Below are 22174 nucleotides of genomic sequence, written 5' to 3' on the forward strand. Positions count from 1 at the left end.
AAGAATCATTACTATTCTCATTGCCAGCTTGTTCTCGTGAAGTGCAAAATAAGATAGCTGACGAGGTAGCGCGAGGTATCGCCAACAAACTTCGTGAAACAGACAAATTTTGACGGTCAATGAGGGCGGAGAAGGTGGAACAAACGTGGCGCTTATCCCCTGGTTCCCAGTACCAGCGGCAATCTCGCGCGATCATAGCAAGTTGCTATGATTATCGAGACGGCGATAGACAAACATGGCATTCGCATGAGCAGGCGCAATTTGTGTACACCGTGCGCGGCGTGCTGCGGGTGGTGACGCCAACCGGCATGTGGACACTTGGCCCTCACCGCGGCTTGTGGATTGCGCCGCGCATCGGACATGAATTGTGGGCAACCGGCGACGTCTCGATGCACAGCGTCTACTTCGAACCGGAGGCCTCGCCATGGCCGTCGGCCGGCTGCAAGGTGCTGGCGATTTCGCCGCTGCTGCGCGAACTCGTGGCCGCCATGATCGAAGACAAAAAGGTCGACCCCGAACGCCGCGCGGCATTGATCACGCCGCTTCTACTGAAGGAAATGCTGGATGCGCCGGAGGCGACGGAAGGCGGCCTGCCCTTGCCGCAGGATCGCCGGTTGCGGCAGATTTGCGAATCGCTGCTGAGCGAGCCCGCGAATGGCGATTCGCTAGGCACATGGGGCGACCGTGCCGGTGCAAGCGAGCGCACGCTCGCGAGACTCTTCCGTGATGAAACCGGGTTGACCTTCGGTCAATGGCGGCAACAGCTGCGGCTCGTCGAGGCGGTCTCCTTGCTCGCACAAGGCACAGCCGTCGCGACCATTGCCAACCAACTCGGCTATACCAACTCGAGTGCGTTCATCACCATGTTCAAGCGAACGATGGGTGAAACACCACAGCGCTATCTGAGATGAGCAGGCGGTAAGTCAGGCGATTTTTGAGTTTTTTTGCATATATGACAATGATTCTCATTTGCAGTACTATCCGGTAACTCCACGCTTGCGTCAGCTTTCGTCTATGCGGTCCGATCCGTCCCCTCCCATGGCAGCCGGCCTGTACGCGGCACATCACGCATGGCTGGTCGGCTGGCTGACCCGTCGCGTACGCGATACCGCCGACGCCGCCGACCTCGCGCAGGACACCTTTGTGCGCGTGATCTGCCGCGCCGCATCCGAACTGCACGCCGTGCAGGAACCACGCGCCTATCTGACTTCGATCGCGAAAGGGCTGGTTGTCGATCATTGGCGCCGCCGCGACATCGAGCAGGCCTGGCTCGATGCGCTCGCGTTGATGCCCGAGCCGCAGGTACCGTCGCCCGAGGTGAGGCTGATCGTGCTGGAAACGCTGGTGCGGATCGACGCCATGCTCGACGGGCTCGCCCCCGCCATGCGCTCGGCACTCTTATGGGCGCGGCTCGACGGAGCGACGGTGCCCGACATCGCCCAGCGCCTGGGTGTCTCAGTCGCGACCGCCGAGCGATACCTCGCCCGTGCGCTGCGTCACTGCTACGACCTGGTCTACGGAACCTGACCGCCTTGCGCGCGCCGCCCGCCCGTCGCTCATGACCCACGACATCGACTCCTCTATCGTCGACGCGGCAATCGCGTGGTCGGTGCGATTGCAGTTCAATCGCGCCGATCCAGGGCAGACCGCCGCGTTCGAGCGCTGGCGCGCCGAGCGGCCGGAACACGAAGCCGCCTGGCAACGGGTCAACTCACTCGATGAACCGTTTGGCAAGCTCCCGTCGAAGCTCGCGCTCGAAACACTCGACGAAGCCGCCCGGCGCAACCGCAGCCGCGGGCAGCGCCGCAAGGCATTGAAGGCGCTCGGCTGGTTCGGCGTGGCAGGCCTGGCCGGCTGGTTCGCGCACGACAGCGCGCCGTGGCAACGTGCCACCGCCGACTACGCCAGCGCGACCGGCGAGCGCAAGACCGTCCGACTCATCGACGGCACGACGCTCGTGCTCAACACCGATACCGCGTTGAACGTGCGCTTTGACGACATGCGGCGCGTGATCGACCTGTTGCGCGGCGAAATCTATGTGCAAACCGGCCAGGATTCCGGCGCCGTGGCGCGGCGGCCGTTCTATGTGCAGACGGGTTTTGCACGTCTGCAGGCGCTCGGCACGCGTTTCGCGGTGCGGCTCGACACGCAGAACGCACGCGTGAGCGTCGACGAGGGCGCAGTCGAAATCGCACCGCCGGACGGCGTGCGCGCCGTCGCGCACGCGGGCGACGTGTACCGGTTCGACCGCACCCGCGCGTACCGCATCGAGGCATCGCTCGCCGAGGCGACAGGCTGGCTCGACGGCGTGATCGTCGCGCACCAGATGCCGCTCGTGCAGTTCCTCGCCGAACTGTCCCGTTACCGCCCCGGCGTGCTGCGCTGCGACCCCGCGATAGCGGCGTTACCCGTCTCGGGCGCCTTCCAGACCGCCGATACGGAACGCACACTCGCCTTCCTCGCGGACAACCTGCATCTGTCGGTCACGTCGCGCACACGCTACTGGGTCACCTTGCACGCGGCCGGCACGTCGTAAATTTTTTGCAGAACGTGAGGGGTTTTCCATTCTCGTCCGGCAACAAGGGAAAGGCGCTTTGCTGCTCCGCCCAACCACACCGTCCGACGAGGAAGACCAACGTGAATTTCAGCCGTACTCCGCGCCCTTGTTCTTCAGGCGCCAATGCAGGGCGGCGTGGGCATGCCGCCCACCGCGTGCGCCGCGCGCTCGCGCCGACCGTACTTGCACTGGGTATTGCCGCTGCGTCGTCCACGCTTCAGGCGCAGAGCGCGGCGCCCGTCAACGCCGCGGCGAGCCGTTCTTTCGACATCGCCCCGGGAAGCGTCGACACCGCACTCGATATGTTCGCCCGTCGCGCCGGCGTCAGCGTGTCGTACGACGCCGCCGAGGTGCACGGCAAGATCACCCAAGGCGTGCGCGGCACCTACCCGGTCGCGACCGCACTGGAAAAACTGCTCGACGGCACCGGACTCGCTGCTGTCGCGAAGATGGACGGCGCATGGCTGGTGCAGGCCGCGACGCCATCGGCCGGACCGGCTGTGCCGGGTGCCACGTCGAACACCCTGCCCGCGCTCACGGTCGAATCGACACGCGAACGGGAAACGGCCACCGGTCCGTTCGCCGGCTACGCGGCAAAGCGAAGTGCGACCGCCACGAAAACCGATACGTCACTGCTCGAAACACCGCAGGCGGTGTCCGTGATCGGCCAGAATCAGATACAGGAGCAGGGCGCGCTCAGTCTCGTCGACGCGGTCAAGTACACGCCCGGCGTGCAAGCCGGCACCGATCCGGTCGACAATCGTTTCGACTCGCTGCGTATCCGGGGTTTCGAGCCGACGCTGTTTCTCGACGGCATGCAATTGCCGTACGGCGCGAGCCTCTACGGGCGGCCCAAGGTGGATCCGTTCACGCTCGAACGTATCGAGATTCTGCGTGGACCATCGTCATCGCTGTATGGGTCGATTCCGCCAGGCGGCCTCGTCAACTTCGTGAGCCTGCGTCCGCCCGAGCAGGCCGTGCACACCGTGCAGGTCCAGACCAATACGTTCGGCCGTTATGAAGGCGCGTTCGACGTCGGCGGTCCGGTCGACAAGGACGGCACCGTGCTCTACCGGCTGACCGCCCTCGGTTTCGACGGTGGCACGCAGATCGATCACACAAAGGAAAGCCGCGTGCTCGTGGCGCCTTCGGTGACGCTGCGCCCGGATCGCGACACGAGCCTCACCTTCTCCGCCGAATATCAGCGCGACAACGGCGAACCCCAGATCCAGTTTCTTCCCGCGCAAGGCACGCTGCTCGGCAATCCAAACGGCAACGTGCCGTACGGCAAGTATGTCGGCGAACCCGGCGTCGACGAATACTCGCGCACGCAGGCGTGGCTCGGCTACGAATTCGAGCATCGTTTCAATGAAACGTGGAAGGTCAGCCAGAAACTGCGTTACGCCTATCTCGACACGAACCTGTTCGCGGTCGCCGGCGCGGGCTTGCAACCCGACCTGCGCACACTGAACCGGCAGGTGCTGTCCGCTCCTGAACACGCCGAAAACTTCACGCTCGACAATCAGGCGCAAGCGCAATTCCAGACCGGCGCGATCGCGCATACCGTGCTGGTCGGTCTCGACTATCGCTGGGCGTCGAGCCGCATCGCGCTCGGCTTCGGCACCGCGCCGCCGATCGATCTGTATGACACCGTCTACGGTGCGTCCATCGTCCACCCGCCCGTCGTGCAGAGCACCTCGCAGATCCAGAACCAGGTCGGCGTCTATCTGCAGGATCAGCTTGCGTATGAACGCTGGCGTCTTACGTTGAGCGGCCGTCACGACTGGGTCGACACGTCGACGACCAACCGCCTCGCGAACACTACGGCAACGCAAAACGAAGGCGCGTTCTCCGGCCGCGTCGGCCTGAGCTATGTGTTCGATGCGGGCGTCGCGCCGTATGTCGCGTATTCACGCTCATTCCAGCCGACCATCGGCACCTCGTTCGACGGCACGCCGTTCCAGTCGACGACCGGTACGCAGTACGAAGTCGGCATCAAGTACCAGCCCGCGCGCTCGGCAATCGCGGCCAATGCCGCCGTGTACACGCTGACGCAAAGCAATGCGTTGACTGTCGATCCCGCGCATCCGCAGTTCCAGACGCAGTCGGGCAAAGTGCGCTCGCAGGGCTTCGAACTCGAAGCGAACGCGGAGATCGCCGAAGGTCTGAAAGTGATCGCGTCGTACACGTATACCGACGCAACAGTCACGCAGAGCAACGGTGCCGATCTCGATAAGCGCGTGATCGTCGTGCCCCGCAATCAGGCTTCGCTGTGGGCCGACTACACGGTGCAGCGCGGTCCGTTGCGCACGCTCAATTTCGGGCTCGGTGTCCGTTACTTCGGCCAGACCTACGGCAACTCGGCCAATACCGTCAGCATTCCGTCGAACACGCTGGTCGACCTCGCGTTCGGTTACGAGCTCGGCCAGTTGAGTCCGAAGCTCGACGGCGTGCGCTTTTCGTTGAACGTGAACAACCTGTTCGATCGCCGGTACGTGGCCACCTGCACGAGTCTGAACGCCTGCTATTACGGCACGAGCCGTGTGGCGATGGCGACGCTGCGCTACGACTGGTAACGACACGAGTCATTCAACATGAGTCATTCGCACTTTCAGGTGTGGTACCGGATTCACCGCTGGACGAGTCTGGTCTGCACGTTGTCGTTGCTGCTGCTCTGCGTGACCGGTGCGCCCTTGATCCTCAAGGACGAGATCGGCGTGTGGACGGGCTCGACCGTGGAACCGCCCGCACTTCCCGGCGTAACGACGCGCGCGAGCATCGATACGATGGTCGCCGACGCGCGTCTGCGTCGACCCGGTGACGCGGTGCGTTTCGTATCGCAGAGCGACGACTCGCCGGCCTGGTTCGTCTCGCTAGGCAAGCGGGCCGATTCGAACGACGCCACCGCGGTCTACAAATACGACGCCCGCACGGGGCATCTGGTCCACGACATCGCGCAGCGCAGCGGCGTGATGTACCTGATCCGCACGCTCCACGTCGATCTGTTCGCCGGCCTGCCGGGTACGCTGTTCATCGGTCTGATGGGGCTCGTGTTCATCATGTCGATCGTATCGGGCATCGTCGTGTACGGTGTCTTCATGCGACGACTGCCGTTCGCGACCGTGCGTCACGAACGCGCCTCGCGGCTCAAATGGCTCGATCTGCACAATCTTCTGGGTATCGCCACGGCCGCGTGGCTGCTTGTGGTCGGCTTGACGGGGGCGATCAACACGCTGGCCATCCCGCTGCTCGGTCACTGGCAGTCGACCGAACTTGCGGCCATGACTGCCACGTGGCGCGGTCAGTCCGCTATCACGTCGCCGCCGGGTGGCGCGCAGAAAGCAATCGACACCGCGATGCAAGCGGTTCCGGGCATGAAGGTCGCGTTCGTCGGTTATCCTGGCAGCCGCTTCTCGACGCCTCATCACTTCATGGTATTCCTGCGTGGCGACACGACGCTGACCTCGCGTCTGCTGCAGCCGGTGTTGATCGATGCGCAGACCGACAAACTGTCGGCGACTGCCCATCTGCCGTGGTATTTGACAGCGATCCTGATCGCGCAGCCACTGCATTTCGGCGACTACGGCGGTTTGCCGCTGAAGCTGCTGTGGATCGCATTCGATCTGACCGCCATTGTCGTGCTCGTGAGCGGTCTTTATCTGTGGTGGAAGCGGCGCGACGCCGTGCGTGCGCGCATCGGCGCATTGGAAGCACAAGCCGTCCCGTTACGCAGAAGAACTCATGAGGCCGGTGCTTATGACTGAAACGCGCGTGCGGCGATGGCGAATGCCAGCCATCATCAATGTTGCGATTCTGGCTGGCCTGGCGCTCGCACTGTTGGTCGATGCGGGTACGGCACGGGCGTTTGCATGGCTGCTACTTTGCTTGCCCCTGGGCGCAATCGCGTATGGATGTCTCAGGGGCAAACGCGGTGAGGCGCACCGCGGCGATTGATAAGCCGCAGGAAGCCACGCCACAGACCACTCAACAATGCGTGACTCACCCAGCCCGCAACAACGCGTTACCGCGTCAACCCGCGTGACCGTCACTGCCCTTTTCGCTGTCGAGATGCGCCATCTGCGCCGCCGCGTAACGTTCGCCTGCGGCCGCCCCGTTCGGTACTGCCTGCGCGATCGCAGCCAGATCCTCCGCCGTGAGCGTCACGTCAAGCGCACCGAGCGCTTCGGCAAGACGATCGCGCCGGCGTGCGCCAACGAGCGGCACGATATCGCTGCCTTGAGCGGCAACCCACGCAATCGCGATCTGCGCCACGGAGACGCCCTTTGCATCGGCCACCTTGCGAAGCGCATCCACAAGCGCGAGATTGTGATCGACATTGTCCCCCTGAAAACGCGGACTCATGGCGCGAAAATCCCCTTTTCCCGCCGACTCCTTGCTCCAGTGACCGCTGATCAACCCACGGGATAACACGCCGTATGCCGTCACGCCAATCCCGAGCTCGCGGCACACCGGCAGTATCTCGTCTTCTATGCCGCGAGAAATCAGCGAGTACTCGATCTGCAGATCGCTCACCGGGTGCACCGCCGCCGCACGGCGAATGGTCGTTGCGCCCACTTCGGACAAGCCGACGTACCGCACATAGCCGGCTTTGATCATGTCGGCAATCGCCCCGACCGTGTCCTCGACAGGCACGGTGGAATCGAGCCGCGCAGGACGGTAGATGTCGATATGATCGACGCCCAGCCGCTGCAGCGAGTAGGCGAGAAAGTTTTTGACCGCCGCGGGCCGCGCATCGTTAAGCGACCACCCCCTGCGGGGTCACGCATCGCCCCGAATTTCACGCTGATGATCGCGGCGTCGCGACGTGACGGCGGCGCGCTTCTCAACGCCTCGCCGATCAGGATTTCGTTGTGGCCGGAGCCGTAGAAATCGCCGGTATCGAGTAAGGTGATGCCGGCTTCGAGCGCGGCGTGAATCGTCGCGATGCTTTCAGCGCGGTCGGATGGACCATACATCCCGGACATACCCATGCATCCAAGACCGATGGCGGAGCTTTGCGGACCCGTCTTACCCAGTTGAAGATGTTTCATCATGTTCCTTGGTGGTTACGCCGCAAGACAGGCGCTTGACCTGAAGTATCAGCCGAATTTCAGCGTGCGATAATCCCCCTCAATCCGGATGACCCGTGCGGAAAAGCGAACAATGCAGGAACCTGACCTTTCCGATCTGAAGGCATTCGTCGCCGTTACGCGGGCACGCGGATTCCGCCATGCTGCGCTAACGGGCGGCGTGTCGGCCTCATCGCTTAGCGAAGCGGTTCGACGGCTCGAGCAGCAGCTCGGCGTCAGGCTGCTCAACCGCACGACGCGCAGCGTCACGCCAACGGAGGCTGGGCGGCGTCTTTTCGAGCGGCTGGCGCCGGCATTCGGGGAAATCGCCATCGCACTGGATGCGGTGAACCTCTTTCGTGAAAGTCCCACCGGAACGCTGAGGTTGAACGTTCCGTCGATCGCGGCACGAGAAATCCTGCCCGCGCTCCTCTCCCGCTTCCTGGCCGCTCACCCGGGCATTACGGTGGACGTCGGGACCAACGACACGTTTATCGATATCCTCGCGGCGGGCTTCGATGCCGGCATCCGCTACGACGAACGGCTCGAGCGCGACATGATCGCCGTACCGATCGGCCCGCGCGTTCAACATTTCGTCGCGGCGGCCTCGCCGTCCTACCTCGCGGCTCGCGGGATACCGCAGCATCCAGGCGAACTGCTAAACCACGCGTGTATCGGACACCGCTTCGACAGCGGGGTGCTTGCGACATGGCAATTCGAGCGGGGGGACGACATCGTACGGATCGAGCCAAACGGGCCGATGATCGCATCCCTGATCGAACTGCAAAGAAGGGCGGCCATCGACGGACTGGGGATCGTCTATTCGTTTGACGAGTTTCTGCGGCTGGCCATAGAGCGAGGCGAGCTCGTACCGGTGCTCGATGAGTGGTGCCAATCCTTCTCTGGACCGTTTTTGTACTACCCGGGCCGCACGCATATGCCGGCGCCGCTCCGGGCGTTCGTTGACTTTATTCTTGCCGCTGACGAACCGAGCACTCATCCGCAGGACGGAACGCCAACGTGAACCGATGCGGGTTACGGCATGGCGTACTCATCAAGTTCTGACAACAACCTCGATACGCAACGCTTCCCCGCCGGCCACGATTGCGAGCAAATGGTCGACGTTCGGATGGGCTCCCGGACGGTTGCGCGCGTCGGCCGTATGCTCCGCGAACACCGCGAGGCCGTGTTCGGCCGCTTTGGCGTCCAGCGTGCCGAACGCCTGCTGCAGATAGTGGTACACCGCCAGCGAGCCCTGCTTACCCGGCTTGTTCTCGATGCTTGCCACCACGGCGCCCTTGTTGTCGACCAGATCGATACGTTCGATACCGTCAATGGCAGGCAGTTGGGCGAGGTTGTCCTTAAACACGTTGCTCGGCTGAATCACTGAAAACACTCCTTCAATTCGAAAAATAGCGGCGAGCCGTATCTTATCCGATAGGGTGTTGTGCATCGCACCGGACGATGACACCTCGCGCAGTCCGTTGCGGACGGTTCGGTTTTTGCGAACCTTCGCTCCCGGATTAGCAGATTTATCCGATTCACAACCTGCTGCAGACTCAGGCTCATTATCACTGCGGACATTGTCCGCGACAGGAGCCCGAACATGCGAACCTATCCGCGCAACAGTCCTCAAGCCGCCGCGCGTATCGTCGCGCTGGCCCTTACTTCCGACGGGCACGTCAGCAGCGCGGAAGAGCGTGCGCTTGAAAGCCTCGATATCGCCGGTGAACTCGGTCTCGCACCCGCGCAATTCGCGCAGATCGTGCAGGCGCTGTGCGAGGATCAGTCGCTCGCGAACACGCCGTTCACGCCGCCAGTCGGCCAGGTCGACGCGGCCCTGCTCGTCACGTTGATCGACGAGATCGACGACCCCGCGCTGCGCCGCAAGGTGATTCGGCTGTGCATCGCTGTCACGATTGCGGACAACTATCTGGCGGATGGCGAAATCGCCCTGCTCGCTGCGGTGTTCAACGCGTGGGGACCCAAGCCAAACCAGACCGCAAGCCGGCACATCACGCTGCCGGGCACACTGCACGCTCACCCACGTACGGCCGCAACCACCTGAGAAGCGAGCGCATGATGTTGCCCGCGCCGCGAGCGGATCGCGTGGATCTCTTCCACCACGCCTTCCGCCCGGCCGAGCCAGCGCAGCCCGCGCAACAGCGCCACGTCTTCCGCGCCCAGTTCCGCGAGCGGAAACACGCCGAGCCCACGCGCGGCGAACACCGCCATCAGCGCGCTGTCTTCGAATTCCCCGACGATCCGCGGCCGGATACCTTCGGCTTCGAACCAGCGATCGAGCCGCGCGCGCAACGCGCTGTGCCCGGTGGGCAGCAGGACGGGCAGATCGGCGAGGCACTGCGGAAAACCGGCACGGGCGGCCTTGCGGATGATCTCCGCGGGTCCATACCAGTCGACCGGCGAACCGACGAGCCGCTGGCTCACGACGCGCAGGTCCGCGTTGTGCGGCGCAGGCTGGCACGCCAGAACGAGATCGAGCCGGTGCAGCGCGAGTTCGGACAACAACTGCGCATGTTCACCCTCATGACATAGCAGCCTGAGCGATGGCGTATCCAGCACCGGCGCGAGCAGCGCATGTGCGGCGAGCTTGGAAATGCCGTCGGAAAGACCCACCGCGAGCCGCGCAACCCGTTCGCCACCGGCCTCGCGCATCTCATCGAGCAGCGCCTCGCCGATCTGAAAAATCTGCTCCGCGCGATTGAATGCCGTCTCACCGGCTTCGGTCATGGTGACGCCGCGCCCTGCCGGTTTCAGCAATTGACGCCCGATCGATTTCTCCAGCTCGCGCACCTGTGCGCTGATGGTCTGAACGGCCATGTCGAGACGCTCGGCCGCGCGCGCGAAACCGCCCTCCTTCACGACGATCCAGAAATAGTAGAGATGGCGGTAGTTGAGCATGCTGTGAATACTTCGAAAAAAACGATATGTCGTTCAGATTATCACTGATTTATCCGAACCATGAAGACGGCGATGATAACGGCATACCGACGTTACCCGTCACCCTTTGCTTACGGACCTCATGGACTCCCTACTCATTCTCGCTGCCGACCCCGCCGTATGGGCTGCGCTTCTCACGCTGGTCGTGATGGAAATCGTGCTCGGCATCGACAACCTGATCTTCATCTCGATCCTCAGCAACAAGCTGCCGGAAGCGCAACGCGCGCGCACCCAGCGCCTCGGCATCATGCTCGCACTCGTGTTGCGGCTCGGCCTGCTTGGCACCGTCGCGTGGATTGCGCAACTGACCGCGCCCGCCGTGACGCTCCTCGGCCACGCGTTTTCGTGGCGCGACCTGATCCTGCTCGGCGGCGGCCTGTTCCTCGTCTGGAAGGCGACTAGTGAAATTCGCCACCACGTCGTCAATGCGGATGAGGCACGCGACAAGGCGAGCACAACCGTGCAGTTGACCACCATGGCTGCGATTGGACAAATCCTGGTGCTCGATATCGTGTTTTCGGTCGACAGCATCATCACCGCGGTCGGGATGACCGAGCACATGCCGATCATGTTCATTGCCGTGATCGCCGCGGTCACGGTGATGCTGTTCGCCGCCGGTCCGCTGTCGCGCTTCATCGAGCGTAATCCGACCATCGTCATGCTTGCGCTCGGCTTCCTGCTCGTCATCGGCATGACGCTAATCGCAGAGGGTTTTGGTTCGCACATCCCGAAGGCCTACATCTACGCGGCCATGGCGTTCTCCGCGTTTGTCGAAGCACTGAACATGCTCGCGCGCCGGGCGAAATCGAAGCGCACGGTTGCCGCGAGTCAATGAGCGCCCAGGTGACGGCCGCGCACGAAAAGAGCGGTTCGACGTGCTTGAACGAAGTAGCGCTGGATAGTTTTTTCGTCTGGATCGGGCGGCTCACCACATTGAGCGTTCGATATCTTTTTACCCATGAGGAGCAACGAAATGAAATGCCCCGTTTGCAAGACCACTGACTTGCTGATGACCGAGCGCCGCTCGATCGAAATCGACTACTGCCCGGTCTGCCGGGGCATATGGCTCGATCGCGGCGAACTCGACAAGCTGATCGCGCAGGACGCCGCGAGCGACGACACGTCGGTGAACGCCGCACGCCCAATCCGCGACGGCCACCACGCGGATCGGGATCGGGATCGGGATCGGGATCGGGATCGTGCGTACGACAACAACCGCACGTATGACAACCGCACCTACGACAATCACCGAACGGACTATCGAGGGCAGAAAAAGAAACGCTCGCTTTTCGACATGTTCGATTTCGACTGAGCGTGTCCGCGAGCAGAAGAACCAGGCAGTTGTTATCAAATCAAGGGCGCGCGCTATTGTCAGCCGCGCCCTTTTACTTTCCCCTCTGACATGGCCTCATGCCATCGTCGAACCCTTCATATAAATAACAACGTGTCGCGTGTCATCGACAGAGCGAACTGGCGCGTTAAGCCGTTAACGCGTTAACCGTAGCCTACGCACGCTGAATCCCCTTGCGCCCACCTCCGTGATGTTCCCCCCAATTTTTTCGCGCCCGTCTATCGTTCAGATGCCAATTTCCATCGTTTCGATTAAAAAAACCGGCGCTCTTGTCGCGCTAACTTACTGCACGCTAACCATGGCGATGCCGGCGCGGGCCGCCGACAACGTGATCGTGCTCGACTCAGGCGAAGCCCAACTGACGCTGATCGATCCCGCTACGCGTAAGGTCATTGGTACGGAGCCGACCGGTAAGGAACCGCATCATCTGATGATTACGCCCGACGGCCACTCGCTCATCGTCGCGGATTCGATCTCGAACGACCTGATGTTTCTCGATCCGCACACCGGAAAGGTGCAGCGCAAGGTCGAGGATATTGAAGACCCCTATCAGCTCGGTTTCTCGCCCGATCACAAATGGTTCGTCACCGCTGGCCTGCGGCTGGATCGCGTCGACGTGTACCACTACGACGGCCAGAACATGACGCTCGCCAAACGTGTCCCGCTCTCGAAGACACCGAGCCACATGACGTTCTCGTCCGATAGCAAGACCGTGTTCGTCACGCTGCAAGACACGGGCGAACTTGCAGCGATCGATCTGGCAACGCAGACGGTGCTCTGGAAACTGCATGTCGGCAATACGCCCGCCGGCCTCTGGATGACGCCCGGCGACCGCTATCTGTTGATCGGCATGACGGGTGAAGACGACGTCGCCGTGGTCGACTGGCACAAACAGCAAGTCGTGAAACGAATCCAGACGGGGCGCGGCGCGCACAACTTCCGCAACCTCGACGACGGGCAGCACGTGGCACTAACGAACCGCGTGGAAAGCACGATCAGCATTCTCGATTACAACACGCTGACGAAAACCGCCGACATCACCGGACTCATGCCCGGCCCTGACGACATGGAACTGTCCGCCGATCGCCGCTACCTGTGGGTCACTTTCCGTTTTTCGCGGCATGTCGGCATCATTGATCTGACAACGCATAAACTTATCGACGCGATCGCGGTCGGACGTTCACCGCACGGTTTGTATTTTGCCAACCGCGCTCCCGTGTATGCGCCCAATCCAGACTGAACAGGCTTTCGTTTCGATGACAGAACCCGCAATTTCAAGAGGCTTTCGATGATCCACGAAATCATCGCGCAACTCGACAATGGCATCTCGACGCTGCAGACGCTCCTGTACGTCGACGTGGTGCAGCCGTTTTTCTATCGCTTCGGTCTGATGGGATACGACGAGGACACCTACGACGCACTCTATTGGGTGATCGTCGGCGTGCTGGAAATACTGGTCACGTATATCGCCTTGCGACCGCTGGAAGCACTGCGGCCTATCGAAGCGTGGTCCGATCGAAAAGCGCTGCGCGCCGACGTGATCTACACGTGGATCGCCAAGCTCGGCATTATCAATATCGCGTTCTTCTTCATGCTGCAGCCGCTGTTCGATCACTGGCAAAGTCTGATGGCGATCTACAACGTGCCGAACATCGACATCGACGGAGTGTGGCCCGGCGTTACCGATCAGCCGGTTGTGTCGTTCCTCATCTATCTGATCGTGCTCGATTTCTTCGGGTACTGGTATCACCGCTGGCAGCACCGCTTCGGCGTGTGGTGGGAACTGCACGCCGTGCACCACAGCCAGCAGCAGATGTCGTTGTGGGCCGACGACCGCAATCACTTTCTCGACGACATCATTCAGGCCGCGTTTTTTGCCGCGATTTCGCTGTTCATCGGCGTGCAGCCGACGCAGTTCGTCGTGCTGGTCGCAGTCGGTAACTTCATGCAAAGCGTGCAGCACGTGAACGCGCGCTTGCCATATGGATGGCTGCTCGAACGCGTGATCGTGAGCCCGATTTTTCATCGGCGTCATCACGCAGTCGGCTACGGCCATGAAGGTACGCGCTACGGCTGTAACTTCGGCGTGCTGTTTCCATGGTGGGACATGATGTTCAGGACCGTGTCGTGGGACCGCACCGTCGAGCCGACCGGCATTCGTGACCAGTTGCCCGTACCGCACGGCGCGGCGCGCTCCTATGGCGACGGTTTGATCGCGCAGCAATGGCGCGCATTCGGCCGCATCGCCATGCGCCTGCGGGGGCAACGCAATTACAGCGGCGTGACAGACTGATTGTCATTGCGACAAGCGGTGGCCTCATCCCAACCCCACTGCTCGCGCGATCAGCAACACCCCTGCGCCGACGATGACCACCCCAATGACGCGCGCCACACGCTCACCATGCGGTGCAAGACGTTCGATGGTGATAGCTGCAGTCACGACGGTCATCACCCGCCAATCCATGACTCCGACAACGAGAAGGACCATCGTCAGACCGGCACAGCAGTAGCTGCAGTGGAGGCCGAGGCGCAGGCCGTGCCGCCATGCCGTGGCGGCGTCCGTGGGCAACGCGGGCACCGTCAGGCAGCGCCCCGGTGTCTCGCGGCAGCAAGCAAGGTGACGCGCCTTCCAGGCGGTGAACTGCAGCGCTCCGGCGATCAGCACAATCACACCGACCGCGAGCGGAACGGCACGCGCTAGCGCCGGCAGTTCCATCTCGAGCGCCGCCAGCGCAGCGCCCAGCGGAAATACAGCCACGCCGAATGCCGTCCACACGAAGAAATACCCGGCTCCCACCCACACCGTCAGCGGGCCCAGGCGCTTCTCGCTGGTCCCGCTGACTGCCTCGCGGTAGCGCAACAGCATGGGCATCAGAGATGGCAGCATCATCGCGACCATCATCGCCACCCACATGCCGAGGAAGGACGCCGCGACGCCGGGCCATGTCTGCCCGCACATTCGCATCCACGCCGCCGACATCGTCCAGCCGCCGGCCATCGGCATCTCGCCCATCGCCGACATGGACGCGGCGCCAATGATCGTCACCGCCGCGCTGACGGCGAAGAGCAGCGCCGAGACGCCGAAGAAAACCCGTTGCGAAACTCGCGCTTCGATCGGGCGCCCCGACATCTGCCGTCCTCCGATTGCACTCACGTGTCCCATGGCCTGGTTCAGCGCTTCTCGTACTCGTCGTGCCGCTTCCACCAGACGCCGGTCTCGTTGCGTCCCTTTGGCGCACGGTCGAGCCACTGGTACATGCCCCAGATGCCGTCCACGCCGCGTGCATAGGTGGAATACGTGTGATAGACGACGCCATCTTCAAGGACGAACGAACTTAAGCCCGGCCGGTCGCGCGTGTACGTCGCCGCGTCGGTTCCACACGTGGCCGCGAACTGGGCGACGGGCTCCGGGACCTGTGTCGTCTCGTCCATCGCGTGGCCGCCGCGCTCGTAGTTGTACTCGATGCTTCCTTCACGCTGTTGCGCCTCGCTGAACGCGATGTTGAAGTCGAAGTTGAAGTCGCTTCCGTACGAAGACGCCCAGGGAAACGTCCACCCCATCCGGCGCTGATAGGTCTTCAGTTTCTCGAGCGGCGCGCGCGACACGGCGGACAGCGTAACGTCGTGATTCGCCAGATGAACGACGAGGCCGTCGAAACCATCCGCAATCGCCGAGCACGACGGGCACCCCGCCTTGTAGTCGGGCCCGAACATGAAGTGGTACACGAGGAGCTGCGAGCGTCCCTTGAACAGGTCGGCCAGCGAGGCGCTTCCCGCATCGGTTTCGAACCGGTACGTCTTGTCGATTCGCACCCAGGGCAGTGCCTGCCGCTGCCGCACCAGCTCGTCGCTCTGCCGCGTCAGCGCCTTCTCCGCCTTAAGCAGATCGAGCCGCGCCGCCAGCCACGCGTCACGTGTTCCGGTCGTATGTGTCGTGGTCATGCTTCCCTCCTTGGGACTCCTTCGTCGTTCGTGCAGTTAGGTCGATACGACGAACTGGTTGGTGGTCGTGCTAGATTAGTCACGGGCACCGAACGGTGGGAGTGACAAGTGTGGCGGGATTCGAATCGACCATGGACTCGCTGGTAACGGCCGCGGCGCGGGCACTCGCGGCAGGGGACCCGCTCGGCGCACTGAACCGGGTCGCTTTGCGCGACGACGCGCCTGCGCTCGCTCTGCGAGGCATCGCGATGGCGCAGCTCGGCGATCTCGTTCGAGCGAAGGCGCTTGTGCGAAGCGCAGCGCGCGCCTTCGGCTCCAAAGCGCCTGTGGCCCGCGCAAGGTGCGTGGTCGCCGAGGCCGAAATCGCGCTCGCCTCGCGCGATCTGGGCTGGCCCGCGAAGGCGCTCGACGCCGCGCGGGCGACGCTGGAAGCCCACGGCGACCGGCTGAACGCCGCGCATGCGCGGTATCTCGAAGTCCGGCGCCTGCTGTTGATCGGACGCCTCGACGAGGCCGAGCGCCTGCTCGCCAAACTCGACCCCACGCCATTCCCTCCTGCATCGAGAGCCGCCCACGAACTGGCCGTCGCGGGAATCGCAATGCGCCGCCTCGACACGAAGACGGCGCGCGCGGCGCTCGCACGGGCCGAGCGCGCCGCACGTCACGCCGGCATTCCGTCGCTGACGGCGGAGGTCGAAAGCGCACACCTTCTCCTGAACACGCCCGTGGCGCGTCTGATTGCGCATGGCGAGGAGCGGCCCCTCCTGCTCGAGGAAGTTGAAGCGTTACTGGCGTCGAAGGCGCTCGTCGTCGACGCGTGCCGTTATGTCGTACGTGAAACAAACATAGTGGTCCCGCTCGCGAGGCGGCCGGTGCTGTTCGCGCTCGCACGCGCACTGGCCGAGGCATGGCCCGAAGACGTCTCGAGAGACACACTCATCGCCCGGGCATTCCGGACGAAGCACGCCGATGAATCGCATCGCGCGCGGCTGCGAGTCGAAATCGGACGGCTTCGCGCGTTGCTTGGAACGCTGGCCGGCGTGAGCGCGACGAAGCGCGGCTTTGCGCTAGTGCCGCACGGCGCACGCGAGGTTGTCGTGCTCGCGCGGCCCGTCGAAGAACCGCACGCGATGGTGCTCGCCTTCCTCGCCGACGGTGAGTCGTGGTCGAGCTCCGCCCTCGCAATTGCACTGGACGCCAGCCAGCGCACCATGCAGCGGGCACTCGACTCACTGGCGGCGGCCGGCAAGGTGCAGTCGTTCGGTCGCGGGCGGGCGCGACGCTGGATGACGCCACCTATGCCCGGATTCACGACGACTTTGTTACTCCCCGCTCCTCTCCCGAGTGATTAGGATGGAAACATGAACCGATCAGCCGCCAAAATCGTACGTGAATATGGACCCTTTCCGGGTGTCGACAGTGTGCATGGCGTCACGTATGACGGCCAGCACGTCTGGATTGCTACCGGAGACAAGCTGAACGCCTTCGATCCGGCGAGCGGAGAAACGCGGCGCTCGATCGATATCACCGCGCAGGCAGGAACGGCCTTCGACGGCCAGCACCTGTTCCAGATCGCCGGCGATCGCATCCAGAAGATCGATCCGGATACGGGCCACGTGCTCGCCACGATCCCGGCACCTGGCGGCGGCGGTAACTCGGGGCTCGCGTGGGCCGAAGGATCGCTCTGGGTGGGACGGTATCGAGACCGGAAGATCCATCAGGTCGATCCCCAAACCGGCGCGATTCTTCGCACCATCGAGTCCAACCGCTTCGTCACCGGGGTGACCTGGAACGAAGGCGAGCTCTGGCACGGCACCTGGGAAGATGAAGAGAGCGAATTGAGGCGAATCGACCCTCGTACGGGAGAAGTCCTGGAGAGCCTTGAGATGCCGACCGGCACATACGTGTCGGGGCTCGAATCCGATGGTCACGATCAGTTCTTCTGCGGCGGCGGAACCAGCGGGAAGGTGAGAGCCGTGCGCCGCCCAAGACCGGACGCCGACATTCCCACCGAGGCCGAATCTACGAGCGAGTAGTCGAACCCGAGTGGTCCCGCTGGGGACTGCCGGCGGCGTTTCGCGCGGATTGGGGCAGATGGCCTCCTTCGTCCATGCGCAGCAAGCGGCCCGCGTTGGCGATCACAATGAAGGTGCCCAGGTTGTGCAACAGCGCGACCCAAACGGCGCTGAGCACACCGGTTGCGGCCAGCGCGATCACAGCGACAGTCCACGCCAAACCGATCGCGGCATTGATCGCCGCGGTATGCAGGCAGCGCCGCCCGAGGCGGATACACGTCGGGATGCGACGTAAGTCGTCGCCGAGCAGCACGACATCCGCCGACGCCACCGCGATGTCGATGCCCCGTTCGCCCATCGCAATGCTGGTGGGGCCGGCCTTGATGGCAAGCACATCGTTCAGCCCGTCACCCACGACGAGAGGATGATAGCCAGCCGCCATTTCCCGCACGACGTAATCGAGTTTGTCGTGCGGCAGCGCCTGCGCGACGACGATGGCAATGCCGGTGTCCGCTGCCAGTTTGCGCGCCACCGGCTCGCGGTCGCCGGTCAGCAGCGTCTGGCGCGTCAACCCGAGCTCCCGCAACTCCGCTAACGCATCTTTCGCTTCCGTACGCAATGCATCGGCAAATCCGAACCACGCGAGCAAGCGGCCGTTCAATGCAAGACCGACGCACGGTCCTTCGATCTCGCGGCGCGGTTGCGGTAACGCCGGCACGTAGTCCGTAAGCAAGCCGTAGCGGCCCAGCACCGCGACACCTTCCGGCGTCTCCGCCAGAACGCCCAACCCGCGTAGTTCGCGAGCGTGTTCGAACGGCGTCCGTTCGAAGCCGACCGGTCCGGCTTCAGTCGCATAACGCAGCAGTGCGCGGCTCACCGGATGCGCACTGCTGCCACCAAGCCGCGCCGCGAGTTCGAGAACCTGCGCCGCGTCGGCGCCGGGTTCCAGCATCACGTCTTCGACACGCAATTCGCCGTAGGTCAAGGTGCCGGTCTTGTCGATCACCAGCGAATCGATCTGCGCAAACTTGTCGAGAAACGCGGCGCTTCTGAACAGGATGCCGTGGCGCGCGCCGACGGCAATGCCGGCAATGGCTGTCGATGGCGCGGCGAGCACCAGCGCGCACGGACACGCCGCGACAATCACGGCCAGCATCGCCGATGCATTCGCCGAGACGAACCACACAATCGCCGCAATCAGCAGGACGAGGCACAGATAACCGCCCATGTAGCGCTCAAGCATCTGCGTAATCGGCGGCTTGGCCTGCTCGGCGCGTTGCATCAACTCGATGATCTTGCCGAGCGTCGACTGCTTGCCCGCGTGAGTGACTTCGATACGCAGCGGACCGTCGAGATTCATCGCGCCGCCGAATACGGTCGTGCCCGGTTCGACATCGAGCGGCACCGACTCGCCGGTAATCGGACCATTGTCGACACTGGACGCGCCATGCTGAACGACACCGTCGGCAGGAATCCGCGCACCGGCTACGACTTCGACGTGGTCGCCCGCCCGTACCGCGTCATATGGCACTTCTTCGATCGAGCCGTCCGTCTTCACACGCCGCACCTTGCCCGAGGTCAGCCTGCCGAGCGCCCGGATCGCCTCCTGCGATCCGAGCACGCTGCGCTCTTCGAGTGCATGTCCGAATGTCATGACGATCGGCAACAAGGCCGCCGTCGCCATGTCGCCCACCGCCCACGCCGCCAGCATGGCGAGTGCGATCAGCCGGTCAGTCACACCGTGCAGACTGGGAGACTTCAGGCTGTGCCATGCGCCGGCGAACACCGGTCCGGCGACGACGAGCGAAGCGAGCCCGGCAAGCACCTGCGCGAGCGCTTCATCTGCCGGAGCGAAGTAGTGCCATGCCGTCGACAGAATCAGCAAACCGCCGGCCAGCAACGCAAGCGCGACTTGCTGCGTGACACCCCGTTGCTCGGAGGCCGACAAAACAATCGCACGCCCCTGCTCGATGCGGTTCGCTTCGTCCGCGTGCGAGGTGTGATCGCCCGTGTGCACTGCGTGCTCGCCCGTCGTGCTCATCGCGCGTTCCCCGGCAGGATCAGATTCGATGTGTCGTGCGGTTCGACCGTTGTCACGCTGGCCGCTTTCGCGAGGATCGACCGGACGCGCTCCCGATACACGCGCGCCAGAAGCCCGGGATCGCTGTTGGTACGCAGCGGCACTTCCAGTTGCTGAATGGTCATCGTTTTAGCCTGCGCGGTGGCGACGCGCTCAACGGCGTTCGCTTGTGCGTTCTGCACGATCCGGTCGGCATCCTGTTGCGCGTCCTGCCGGGTCTTTTCAGCGGACGTGCGCGCCTCGGCCATGCTGCGCTCGGCCACCTGCAACGAGGTCAGCACCGAATTGAACGCACTCACGGCCGGCGCCGGAAATGCCACCTCGACGTCGACACGCGTGACTTCCACGCCGAGTCCCGCGTGTTGCGCATCGAGCTGGCGCAAGTGGCGTTGGATTTCCTGCGCGAGATCGCCGCGCAAACGCTCACGCTTCACGGCGACCTGCTGATCCGCCGACATCAACTCGGGACGCGCGACGAGAATCGCATCCAGATCGCGCTGGGCAACGACATCGACCGCCGATGCGGACACGATCCGCTCCAGCGCTGCGGCAAGCTGATCTTGTTGCAGGACATAGGCATAGGGATCCACCACCCGGTAGTACAGCGTGGCGCGTAACTGCAACACGCCTTTGTCGCCCGTGAGCACATAGCCGGAGCCGGCCAGCGCATCGGGCAACCGCGCAGCCAGCGGCGCGATGCCGGGGCCGGCCACGTCATCCGGCGCGGGCGGTGGGCCGGGTGGCATATCCTGCGGCCCGATCACAGTCCCGGCGGCGGCTTGTTCCTGAGCCGGCAGGGGGGCTTCCGGCACATTCATATCCGCCGAGCGCGCGCGCGGATCGCGTTCGAGCGACTGGATACGTTGCGCCAGGACCCGTGCACTGCCTGGCACCAGCAACGTCGATTCGAAGGGACGCGGCCACGCAATCAGCAGGCCCGCATCCTGGGTGCGCACGAACGAGCCAAACCGCAACACGACCGCCCGGCTATCAGGCGGAATGCGCCGTATGTTCGACCCGGCCCATGCGCAAGCGGCGAGCACGACCAGGGCGGCGACAAACCAGAACGAAAGTCGCACTGCCTGGGCGCCCGGGCCGAGCGGCGGCAAGCCGGCGTCAGACCTCATCGCGCGGACCTGACTTTTTTCGATGCGGACGCCGAACCTGGTCCGGACTGCGTCACAGGGTCCGCCCTCAATTCGGTGGGGCCCTGCACCAGGGCCTGGAACGGCGCGGCATCGGTGCGCAGAATCAGATTCGTATTGGCGCTGACCACCGCGTCGAGTGTGTCGAGCGAGCGCAGCATCGTGTAGAGCCGCGGATTGCCCGCATAGGTGTTGCCATAGATCGCGGCAGCGTCCTTGCGGGACTGCGCCTCGATCTCCGCCGCTTTCACATTCGCATCGGCAACGGCAAGCCGCGCATCGCGGTCCGCATCCGAGCGAATCTGCGCCGCCTCGCGATTGCCGTCGGCGGTACGCTGCGCGGCCACCGTCTCGCGCTCGGCGCTCATCCGGCTGACGGTGGCCGCGAGCGTCACGGCCGGCAGCGTCAGGCGCTCCAGTCCCACCTGAACGACATGCACGCCGTAAGCCGAGTACAGTTGCGCGTCGATCTGAGCGCGCAACGCGTCTTCAAAAGCGGCGATGCGGACCTGGGACGGATCCGTGTTGACCAGCGACGCAAGGTCGAAACCCGCCGACGTGGTTTGCAGCGACGAGCCGAGCAATGAGCGGATTTGCTGCGCGGCTTCGTCGGGCTGGTTGCCCACCGCCCGCACGAAACGGCGCACGTCGTTCGGGTCCGCGGCAACGCGCCACGCAACATACGCCTGCACGATGATGCGCAAGCCGTCACGCGTGCCCACGTCCTGCAAACCGCTCGACGTCGTATGCAAGCGCAGGTCGACCGGCACCACCGCTTCGATGGGCGCCGGCAGATGCCACGCGAGGCCAGGCTCGAGCAGCACGCGCACGGGTTGACCGAAGCGCGTGATCACCGAGGCTTCGCCTGCCCGCACGGAGATGAAACTCGCCACAGCGATCGCCACGACCACACAGAGCAACGCAAGCAGAACCCGGATATAGAACGGACCGCCGCCCGCGGCCTGCGCATCGCCGCCATCGTGATGATGGTGGTGCCCATGGTCGTGACCGTGACCGTGACCGTCTGCATGCGAATGGAACAAACTCATATCGT

Annotated in this window: 20 protein-coding genes and 1 pseudogene; 13 read left to right on the forward strand and 8 right to left on the reverse strand. The window is 63.6% G+C overall.

The genetic code is table 11. The annotated features are described in order from the left end of the window. Positions 1–119: 119 nt before the first annotated feature. From PQR40_RS02325 to PQR40_RS02345, 5 genes are all read left to right on the forward strand, one after another. Positions 120–911: an AraC family transcriptional regulator gene (locus PQR40_RS02325; protein WP_408508351.1), complete on the forward strand. Its 792-nt coding sequence runs from the start codon at positions 120–122 to the stop codon at positions 909–911. Between the two features lie 127 nt (positions 912–1038). Next, complete coding sequence (locus tag PQR40_RS02330) at positions 1039–1527, forward strand: sigma-70 family RNA polymerase sigma factor (RefSeq protein ID WP_408223951.1); 489 nt, start codon at positions 1039–1041, stop codon at positions 1525–1527. 31 nt (positions 1528–1558) lie between these two features. Continuing rightward, a complete protein-coding gene (locus PQR40_RS02335; protein ID WP_408223954.1) occupies positions 1559–2536 on the forward strand; it encodes a FecR domain-containing protein in 978 nt (325 codons plus the stop codon). A 101-nt stretch (positions 2537–2637) separates the two neighbouring features. Continuing rightward, positions 2638–5133, forward strand: coding sequence for a TonB-dependent siderophore receptor (locus PQR40_RS02340; protein ID WP_408223957.1), 2496 nt, complete (start codon positions 2638–2640; stop codon positions 5131–5133). 18 nt (positions 5134–5151) lie between these two features. Continuing rightward, positions 5152–6321 carry a PepSY-associated TM helix domain-containing protein gene (locus tag PQR40_RS02345; RefSeq protein ID WP_408334165.1) on the forward strand — a complete coding sequence of 390 codons (1170 nt, stop codon included), beginning with the start codon at positions 5152–5154 and terminating at the stop codon, positions 6319–6321. Positions 6322–6586: 265 nt separating this feature from the next. Here PQR40_RS02345 and PQR40_RS02350 read toward each other — a convergent pair. Continuing rightward, a pseudogene (locus PQR40_RS02350) lies at positions 6587–7608 on the reverse strand (aldo/keto reductase). 112 nt (positions 7609–7720) lie between these two features. Here PQR40_RS02350 and PQR40_RS02355 point away from each other — a divergent pair. Further along, a complete protein-coding gene (locus tag PQR40_RS02355; RefSeq protein ID WP_408508450.1) occupies positions 7721–8650 on the forward strand; it encodes a LysR family transcriptional regulator in 930 nt (309 codons plus the stop codon). Between the two features lie 30 nt (positions 8651–8680). Here PQR40_RS02355 and PQR40_RS02360 read toward each other — a convergent pair whose 3' ends face one another. Beyond that, positions 8681–9013, reverse strand: coding sequence for a DUF2322 family protein (locus PQR40_RS02360; protein WP_408334168.1), 333 nt, complete (start codon positions 9011–9013; stop codon positions 8681–8683). A gap of 219 nt (positions 9014–9232) precedes the next feature. Here PQR40_RS02360 and PQR40_RS02365 point away from each other — a divergent pair, with 219 nt between their 5' ends. After that, the gene (locus PQR40_RS02365; protein WP_408223972.1) at positions 9233–9694 is read left to right on the forward strand and encodes a TerB family tellurite resistance protein; all 462 of its coding nucleotides are present in this window, start codon (positions 9233–9235) and stop codon (positions 9692–9694) included. On the opposite strand, the gene PQR40_RS02370 is transcribed toward PQR40_RS02365, so the two are convergent. Beyond that, positions 9667–10548, reverse strand: coding sequence for a LysR family transcriptional regulator (locus tag PQR40_RS02370; RefSeq protein ID WP_408508352.1), 882 nt, complete (start codon positions 10546–10548; stop codon positions 9667–9669). The two genes, PQR40_RS02365 and PQR40_RS02370, sit on opposite strands and share 28 nt — an antisense overlap. A 121-nt stretch (positions 10549–10669) precedes the next feature. On the opposite strand from PQR40_RS02370, the gene PQR40_RS02375 reads away from it, so the two are divergent. The 4 genes from PQR40_RS02375 (at position 10670) to PQR40_RS02390 (ending at position 14231) form a co-directional block, all read left to right on the forward strand. Next, positions 10670–11422 carry a TerC family protein gene (locus PQR40_RS02375; RefSeq protein WP_408508353.1) on the forward strand — a complete coding sequence of 251 codons (753 nt, stop codon included), beginning with the start codon at positions 10670–10672 and terminating at the stop codon, positions 11420–11422. A 138-nt stretch (positions 11423–11560) separates the two neighbouring features. Further along, positions 11561–11899: a TFIIB-type zinc ribbon-containing protein gene (locus PQR40_RS02380; protein ID WP_408508354.1), complete on the forward strand. Its 339-nt coding sequence runs from the start codon at positions 11561–11563 to the stop codon at positions 11897–11899. A 268-nt stretch (positions 11900–12167) separates the two neighbouring features. Then, complete coding sequence (locus PQR40_RS02385) at positions 12168–13178, forward strand: YVTN family beta-propeller repeat protein (protein ID WP_494478193.1); 1011 nt, start codon at positions 12168–12170, stop codon at positions 13176–13178. Between the two features lie 48 nt (positions 13179–13226). Further along, the gene (locus tag PQR40_RS02390) at positions 13227–14231 is read left to right on the forward strand and encodes a sterol desaturase family protein (RefSeq protein WP_408223987.1); all 1005 of its coding nucleotides are present in this window, start codon (positions 13227–13229) and stop codon (positions 14229–14231) included. Positions 14232–14255: 24 nt separating this feature from the next. Here PQR40_RS02390 and PQR40_RS02395 read toward each other — a convergent pair whose 3' ends face one another. Both PQR40_RS02395 and PQR40_RS02400 read right to left on the reverse strand, forming a co-directional pair. After that, positions 14256–15068, reverse strand: a complete 813-nt coding sequence (locus PQR40_RS02395; RefSeq protein WP_408508356.1) for a DUF2182 domain-containing protein — start codon at positions 15066–15068, stop codon at positions 14256–14258. A gap of 41 nt (positions 15069–15109) precedes the next feature. Beyond that, the gene (locus PQR40_RS02400; protein WP_408223993.1) at positions 15110–15880 is read right to left on the reverse strand and encodes a DUF899 domain-containing protein; all 771 of its coding nucleotides are present in this window, start codon (positions 15878–15880) and stop codon (positions 15110–15112) included. A 131-nt stretch (positions 15881–16011) separates the two neighbouring features. Between PQR40_RS02400 and PQR40_RS02405 the strand changes: the two genes are divergently transcribed. Both PQR40_RS02405 and PQR40_RS02410 read left to right on the forward strand, forming a co-directional pair. Next, positions 16012–17232, forward strand: coding sequence for a winged helix-turn-helix domain-containing protein (locus PQR40_RS02405; RefSeq protein WP_408223996.1), 1221 nt, complete (start codon positions 16012–16014; stop codon positions 17230–17232). A 9-nt stretch (positions 17233–17241) separates the two neighbouring features. Further along, entirely contained in the window at positions 17242–17916 is a 675-nt protein-coding gene (locus PQR40_RS02410; protein ID WP_408508357.1) for a Vgb family protein, read from the forward strand. Here PQR40_RS02410 and PQR40_RS02415 read toward each other — a convergent pair. Genes PQR40_RS02415 through hflC form a run of 3 tightly spaced genes read right to left on the reverse strand, consistent with a single transcriptional unit; the run spans position 17903 to position 22169 of the window. Beyond that, positions 17903–19936, reverse strand: a complete 2034-nt coding sequence (locus tag PQR40_RS02415) for a heavy metal translocating P-type ATPase (RefSeq protein WP_408508358.1) — start codon at positions 19934–19936, stop codon at positions 17903–17905. The genes PQR40_RS02410 and PQR40_RS02415 overlap by 14 nt on opposite strands. Then, complete coding sequence (locus PQR40_RS02420) at positions 19933–21102, reverse strand: SPFH domain-containing protein (protein ID WP_408508359.1); 1170 nt, start codon at positions 21100–21102, stop codon at positions 19933–19935. The genes PQR40_RS02415 and PQR40_RS02420 overlap by 4 nt, the downstream gene beginning before the upstream one ends. After that, on the reverse strand, positions 21099–22169 hold the full coding sequence (gene hflC / locus PQR40_RS02425) for a protease modulator HflC (RefSeq protein WP_408508360.1): 1071 nt from the start codon (positions 22167–22169) through the stop codon (positions 21099–21101). The genes PQR40_RS02420 and hflC overlap by 4 nt, the downstream gene beginning before the upstream one ends. Between the last annotated feature and the right edge of the window lie 5 nt (positions 22170–22174).

Origin of the sequence: Paraburkholderia sediminicola, assembly GCF_046026855.1 — a bacterium.
GTDB lineage: Bacteria > Pseudomonadota > Gammaproteobacteria > Burkholderiales > Burkholderiaceae > Paraburkholderia > Paraburkholderia sediminicola_A.